This window comes from Bacteroides sp. NSJ-39, assembly GCF_014287315.1.
Classification (GTDB): domain Bacteria; phylum Bacteroidota; class Bacteroidia; order Bacteroidales; family Bacteroidaceae; genus Bacteroides; species Bacteroides finegoldii.
The window spans coordinates 1-6732 of record NZ_JACOOB010000034.1 but is presented as its reverse complement, the minus strand read 5'-3'; the positions used below and the strand labels follow the sequence as shown (position 1 = coordinate 6732).

At 41.1% G+C, this 6732-nt stretch carries 3 protein-coding genes and 1 pseudogene; 1 reads left to right on the top strand and 3 read right to left on the bottom strand.

The window, feature by feature from the left end:
- The coding region (locus tag H8S63_RS19240; RefSeq protein ID WP_255467689.1) for a TraM recognition domain-containing protein at window positions 1-1464 on the top strand (1464 nt) is incomplete at its 5' end.
- A 131-nt stretch (window positions 1465-1595) separates the two neighbouring features.
- Here the strand turns inward: H8S63_RS19240 and H8S63_RS19235 are convergent.
- The 3 genes and pseudogenes from H8S63_RS19235 to H8S63_RS19225 form a co-directional block, all read right to left on the bottom strand.
- Window positions 1596-4849 (bottom strand): annotated as a pseudogene (locus H8S63_RS19235) (P-loop NTPase fold protein).
- Between the two features lie 16 nt (window positions 4850-4865).
- Window positions 4866-5996 (bottom strand): ATP-binding protein, encoded by a 1131-nt coding sequence (locus H8S63_RS19230; protein WP_004291480.1) that lies wholly within the window; start codon window positions 5994-5996, stop codon window positions 4866-4868.
- A gap of 301 nt (window positions 5997-6297) precedes the next feature.
- A partial coding sequence (locus H8S63_RS19225; protein WP_186927669.1) for an RteC domain-containing protein occupies window positions 6298-6732 on the bottom strand: 435 nt, incomplete at its 5' end.

The following is a 6732-nucleotide window of genomic DNA, read 5'->3' as shown; positions in this document are numbered from 1 at the left end:
GAAATAATGAGCCGGTTTCTATATAGAAATTTAGAATTGCTTGAGCCGTATGAGGGGAAACTCTCATGTACGGTTCTTAGGGGGGAAAGCTCCCGAAAGGGAGCTGACCTACCCGACCAACAGATTGAAAAGGGCTTTAGTCAATACATCTACGATTTCAAGTATCCCGACCTATCTACTATTGCCTACAACCATTTGCTGAACCACCCGGACGGCTACAAGGTAAAGCCGAAGTTCTATGTGATCAACTTCGACGACCCGCGACGCTCTCATCGGTGCAATCCCATTCACCCGGATTTTATGGAAGATATTACGGATGCCTATGAGAGTGCCTACACAATAATGCTCAACCTCAATAAAACGTGGGTGCAAAAGCAGGGCGACTTCTTCGTGGAGTCACCTATCATTCTGTTTGCCAGTATTATCTGGTATCTCAAAATCTATCAGAACGGGAAGTTTTGCACGTTTCCCCATGCTATCGAGTTTCTGAACCGCCGTTACGAGGATATATTTCCGATACTGACCTCTTATCCGGAGCTGGAGAACTACCTTTCGCCGTTCATGGATGCGTGGCTTGGAGGGGCTGCGGAGCAGCTCATGGGTCAGATAGCGTCGGCAAAAATCCCGCTTTCGAGGATGATTTCACCGCAGCTCTACTGGGTGATGTCAGACAGCGAGTTTACGCTGGACATCAACAATCCCGAAGAGCCGAAAATCCTCTGCGTGGGTAACAATCCCGACCGTCAGAATATCTACGGTGCGGCACTCGGTCTGTATAATTCCCGTATCGTGAAGCTCATCAACAAGAAGGGGATGCTGAAGTCATCGGTCATCATCGACGAGTTGCCCACAATATACTTCAAAGGGTTGGACAATCTTATAGCTACCGCCCGAAGCAACAAGGTTGCCGTGTGTCTGGGCTTTCAGGATTTCAGCCAGTTAGTGCGTGACTACGGGGACAAAGAGGCGAAAGTGGTGATGAACACTGTCGGCAATATTTTCTCCGGTCAGGTGGTGGGGGAAACAGCCAAGACGCTCTCCGAGCGGTTCGGTAAGGTGTTGCAGAAACGGCAGTCCATCTCCATCAACCGGCAGGATGTTTCCACCTCCATCAACACGCAGATGGACGCGCTCATTCCACCGAGTAAGATTTCCGGGCTTACGCAGGGAATGTTTGTCGGTTCTGTATCCGACAACTTCAACGAGCGTATCGAGCAGAAGATTTTTCATTGCGAGATTGTGGTGGATGCCGAAAAGGTGAAACGGGAAGAAAGTGCCTACAAGAAAATTCCCGTCATTACAAACTTCACGGACGAGGACGGCAACGACCGCATGAAGGAAACGGTGCAGGCGAACTACCGGCGCATCAAGGAAGAGGTGAAGCAGATTGTGCAGGAGGAACTGGAGCGTATCAAAAACGATCCGGTGCTGTGTAAACTGCTACCAGATAATGAGACTGTCTAACAAGTCCCCAAAATTGAAAATTATCCCTATCGAAGTTTGAAGTGACCCCCAAAAGTTGGATACAATTTTTTTGGGGGGCACTTCAGTTCTGACGGGTAAAATCGTAAAATTCGGACTTGTTAGACAAATACTTACGCGGTTTCAACCTCAGGTACTGAATCTATCGAATTGACAAATTTAACCAATTGCGGATCTGAATCTTTTTGTATGAGGTTTCGGAGACTCTTTTTCAATTCATAAGCATCATCCCCTGCTGTATTTATTAAATCCATATAAAAATCTTTGTTTTGCAGAATCAATGAACGGCATGCCCCATCGGAAATTACAGGTTTCACTATTTTATCAATAACGTCTCCAGCTTGACTTTTCAAATTACCATGCGATCTAAGCCATGTTTCGAAAAATTGAAACTTTATTGCATTGATAGTCTTTTTACCGATGCAGAAATCATTTCTTATATCGGTAACTGTCGATTTAATTTTTCGTTTATCCAATCTTTCAACTATATTCTTGAAACAATTAGGGAAAGGATTCAAACTTTGAGTTCCAGAAGCAATATCCATCAGAATCTTTTTGCCAAATTCAGTCAAGTTATCTGGCAAGGATTTGATTTTAGCCAGTAAATGTTTTATTGCGACAAACCAATAATATGATGTATGTGCTGTTCTTTGGGCGTATAATGTATCAACACTTATTTCAGACAACGCTTCGAACGCTATTTTATTGATATGATCGGTCAGGACATTGCTTATTTTAGTGGTCAAATCGTAAAAAGATGCGTCAGGAATTACATCTTTAATATTGTTCTTAGTGATATACTTATCCAAATCGGTATTCCACTCTGCTAAATGCTCGATAAATACCTCATCCGTTACACCTATTCTGTTCTTAATATCTTCAAATTGGGGCAATATGTCTGAGAGCAATAATTTATAGCCAAGTTTATGATTTACCATGTATTGTAGTGTTTCATTTAATAGCGGTATATTCCATCCCACACTATTTACTAATAAGTCTCCATGATCCACATAATAGTCCATGAGTTCTGCAACATATTTTATATCTCCACCCTCTATTAAGGAAACGGAATGACCATGTGCCAATTGCATGGCGACTAAATCGTAATATCCAGACTCTTTAATGTTTCGGCCATCAGTTTCTAATTCAGAATGCAACTGATTTATGTAGGTTGAATCTAACGTTACAGGTAAAGGTCTTTCTTCGTCAGATGCCAATAAACGATAGGTTGTAAATATAGCCCCTATATTATCTTTATTTACATTCTGTTCATCAATGCAATTCGTGATCGCTTGCAAAAGCGTTGGAAACGTATAGGTAGAATTATCTTTTAACGTTTTTACAATATCTGCATGGTCGAAATTATCGGGTAGTAAGTTTGCCAAATAATTATCGAGCGCCTCCGAATTTGTTGCTACTTGATAATATTTATATGCTTTAGTTGTCGCGTTATCCCGATAGGCAGCATCTGTTGCATTTGCAGCTTGAATATAATCGATAAATGTATTTGGCTTGACTGTTTTTGCTTCAATCAATGACGTAAAATCGCACGCCAACTTATTTTGCGCAATAAACCTGTCTATTGCATCTAACGTTTTGAAATAGTCGCCGCCATTGAAGTCATTGAACCGAACTATCTTCTTATATAATTGAGCAATCACATGGTTTTGGCTTTCCGTGTCTAAATGCAACAGCAGTTCTTGGTATTCGACAGGGAACACCTGCTTCTCTATGGATTCTTTTAATTTCAATTGTGCTATTCTTTGCCATACACGCAGAATAACATCGCTCTTTCGAGTTAATTTATGCAAACAATGTATAATCTTATCGATAGCGCATTGTCCATACATTGTATAACTTCTTCTAATACAGTGTCAAATTGTTTATTAGTCTCTGCATATTGATTTATGTCGTGGTCTTCTTCTCCGTTGATGCAGCCTTCAATATATTTTTTCAATGGAATTTGTCGAGCATCTTCAACATCGACACCATATACCAAAGCTGCAATTTCGCGTTGTGTTTGCAGATCATTGTTAATTATTGTTTGAATGCCATTCAGATAGTCGCCGGACAATATTTGTTCTACTGGATTTGCCAGAATATCCGTCTTCTTCAAACAGAACAATGCTATGTTTATCATCAAAATTTCGTTACACCACTCTTGTTTAAGAGCGACCATCTCATTGATATATGATATAATTTCCCTAACATTGGCATTAGGATTTACCAATCTGAATATCCGATTTATAGTTTCTTTCGCTTCATTTTCTGTTTCTCCAAATGCTTCAACAAACAGTTTGTTGAATATACTTCGATAGTCGGTAATAACAGGAGGAGCAACACGATAAACAATAGGGAAAGTTTTATTGATAAAATACTTGGTCAGTTGTTTCGTTTGTTCGTCGGTCTCATCTCCGAATGCACAAGCTAAATGTGTTTCATCGAAAGGAATAACAGCCCAAACATTTTCAAAACCGCTATCGGCGAAGAACGTATGGATAGAAGACCATAATTCTTTTACTTTTTCAGCGGGGAGACGATCCATGTTGTCAAAAACAAGGACTAATTTACGTTGTCCTTTTTCCTTGATAAAATCAGAAATGTCTTGCATCCATGTTTTGAACTCGTAAACCGTTGGTTCGTCTTCGCTCAAAGTCTCATAGCAAACGTCCTTTTCGACTTTATCTTGATAAATAGCTAACATATAACTCCATCCATATTTATGATCTTTGCTATATGCCCATTTCCAAACGCACAATGCAATAAGAACTGGCAGTGCAGCTATGATAATAGACAATAAAGAAAACCACCATGTTGTGGGTGTAGGTTTTACTGCATACGCAATAAATGTAAATATCGGAGTTAAAACTGCAACCAAAAATGCCGCAACCATACCATTACTGATAAGGGGATATTTTTCGGTTACGGTCTCCGTTTTACGGGCTAATAAATATTTCAGCTTTTCAGACCATGATACGGTTTTCGTACCTCCACCTTTGACTTTTATTGTTGCATTTCCAGATAGGATACCATCATCAATAAGTTTGCTTGTAAGCAATTCCAATATAGAGCGGCGTTGCAAGTCCTCTTGATGTCCCCATGCGTCATACTCAAAAAAGTAATAGTCGTCTGATAATTCACGTTCCAACATTTTAACCACGTTGGATTTTCCAGATCCCCAAATACCTTCGATGCCGATAATTCGAGGTAAAGTACATTCCTCATCCAATGAATCATTCTGACAAAAATGGCGAGCAATAGTTTTTGCCAACCTTTCTTGCGAACCTCCATCGAATTTGTCAATACCACACGGTTTATTTTGGATAAACCGCGGATATTGCTGTTTGGATTGTAGTTTTGTTTCCATATACGTAATTTATTGATTATACGAACTCCAAATAATTCTCCCGATTTACCACATGAAACTCGGCATAGGGATAGGCTTCTTGGAAGGCTTTCGGTGCGGCCGGCATTTTATTTCCCCACTTGAACTCCAAGGCGGTAAGACTGTCGGCACTCTCCTCAATCAGGTCGATTTCCTGTTTGTCGTAGGTGCGCCAGAAATAGAACTCCCTGTGCAGTCCCTCATTGAAGTTCGCTTTGCGCCGCTCTCCGATGATGTAGTTCTCCCACAGCGCACCGACATCCTGCCGAATGGCCAGCGGTGAGAAAGCCCCGATAATGGCATTGCGAATGCCGTTGTCGTAGAAGTACCACTTGCCAGCTTTTGTAACCTCCTTGCGTAGGTTACGCGAATAAGCCCCCAGACGATAGATAACGAAGACCTTTTCCAATAGGTCGAGGTATTTTTCAACGGTCGTCTTGCTCATGCCGAGTTGTTTACCTAACTCTTCGTAAGAAACTTCGCTGCCCAACTGAAAAGCTATCAATCGCAGTAGATCGCGCATCTTGCTCGAATTTTTTAAGCCGTCAATTGCTAAGATATCTTTAAGCAGGTATGCACCGACAATATCACGTAGGTAGTCTGTTTTACGTTCATAGTTCTCCATCATTACTACTTCGGGATAGGAACCGTAAATCAAGCGCGCTTCGAGGTTCTGGCGGGTTTCAAGTGCCGTTTCCGTCTGTGCGATTTCCCGTTGCGAGAATGGTGTAAGGAGAAATTGCGTACTGCGGCCGACCAACGGTTCACCAGTCTTATTCAGCAAATCGAATGACGAAGAACCACTTGCCAAGACACTTATTCCCGGTATTTCATCAACTATCAACTTCAGAATACTACCGATTTGTGGTATGTTCTGTGCCTCATCAATAGCCAGCAAATCAATACCATCCAATAAATGCCGATAATTGGCTATTGAGCGATTCTCCAATAGTGCTAATGTGTCGTAGTCTTCGCCGTTGAGCATCATCGTCCTACCTGAATAGTTGTCCACAATTTTACGCATCATTACCGTTTTACCAACACGGCGAGCACCAAAAATCAGTACTGCTTTATTGGGCGCGATTCGTGCTGTAATCTTCTCTTGAAGTATTCTATTTACTGTTTCCATACCTTATAAAATATAATGCAAAGATAATCATATTTTTTTAATTGGCGAATTTTACAAAAAAAACGGGCTATTAAATGGCGATTTTTACAACCACAATCTTATGGAAGTTGTTTCATTGTTTTTAGTAATGATATATGTTCATACTATGATGACTCAATAATTTACCAGACATACGTTTCTGAAATTTGTCCTTATAGGAATGAAAAACTCACATATATTGTGCTAATTAATATATAATTAAATGAAAATAAAAAGACAGGATACGAGTATTCCTGTCTTCTCATATGTAATGGATATTTTTTTATTTTCTCATCCGCTCCAACTCCTCATCACGCAACATTCTCTCGTTCAGTTTTTCCTGCATCCTGTCAATGAAATAGGTGCGGCTTTCGTTCTTCCGGCGTTTGATATCAGTGTAGAAGCGGTAGCAGTCTTTAGAATCAACCCCGAATATCTTATAGAGAAGTGGGGCGAGCTGTTTGAGCGGCATATTGCCGTTGTTGATGCAGCCCATCACGTCTATGCCGTAGATAAGTTCCACGAGGTCGATGGCATTGCCCGTCCATTGAAGAAGGCTGGCGGTGGTTTCTGTTGCGTTGTTGGCGGATATTAGTGGTGGCACTTGGGGCGTGGCAAGGAATTTCTGCATCTTTCTTACGAAAGACAGAGCCTTGCTGACGTAGGCGGCAATCTCTCTTTTTTCTTCTGACAGATTACGTACGGGATGGTGCTGCAA

Bases quoted from the DNA above. Each gene is read 5' to 3' on its own strand.
- H8S63_RS19230 (WP_004291480.1), bottom strand. From the start codon at position 5,996: ATGGAAACAGTAAATAGAATACTTCAAGAGAAGATTACAGCACGAATC.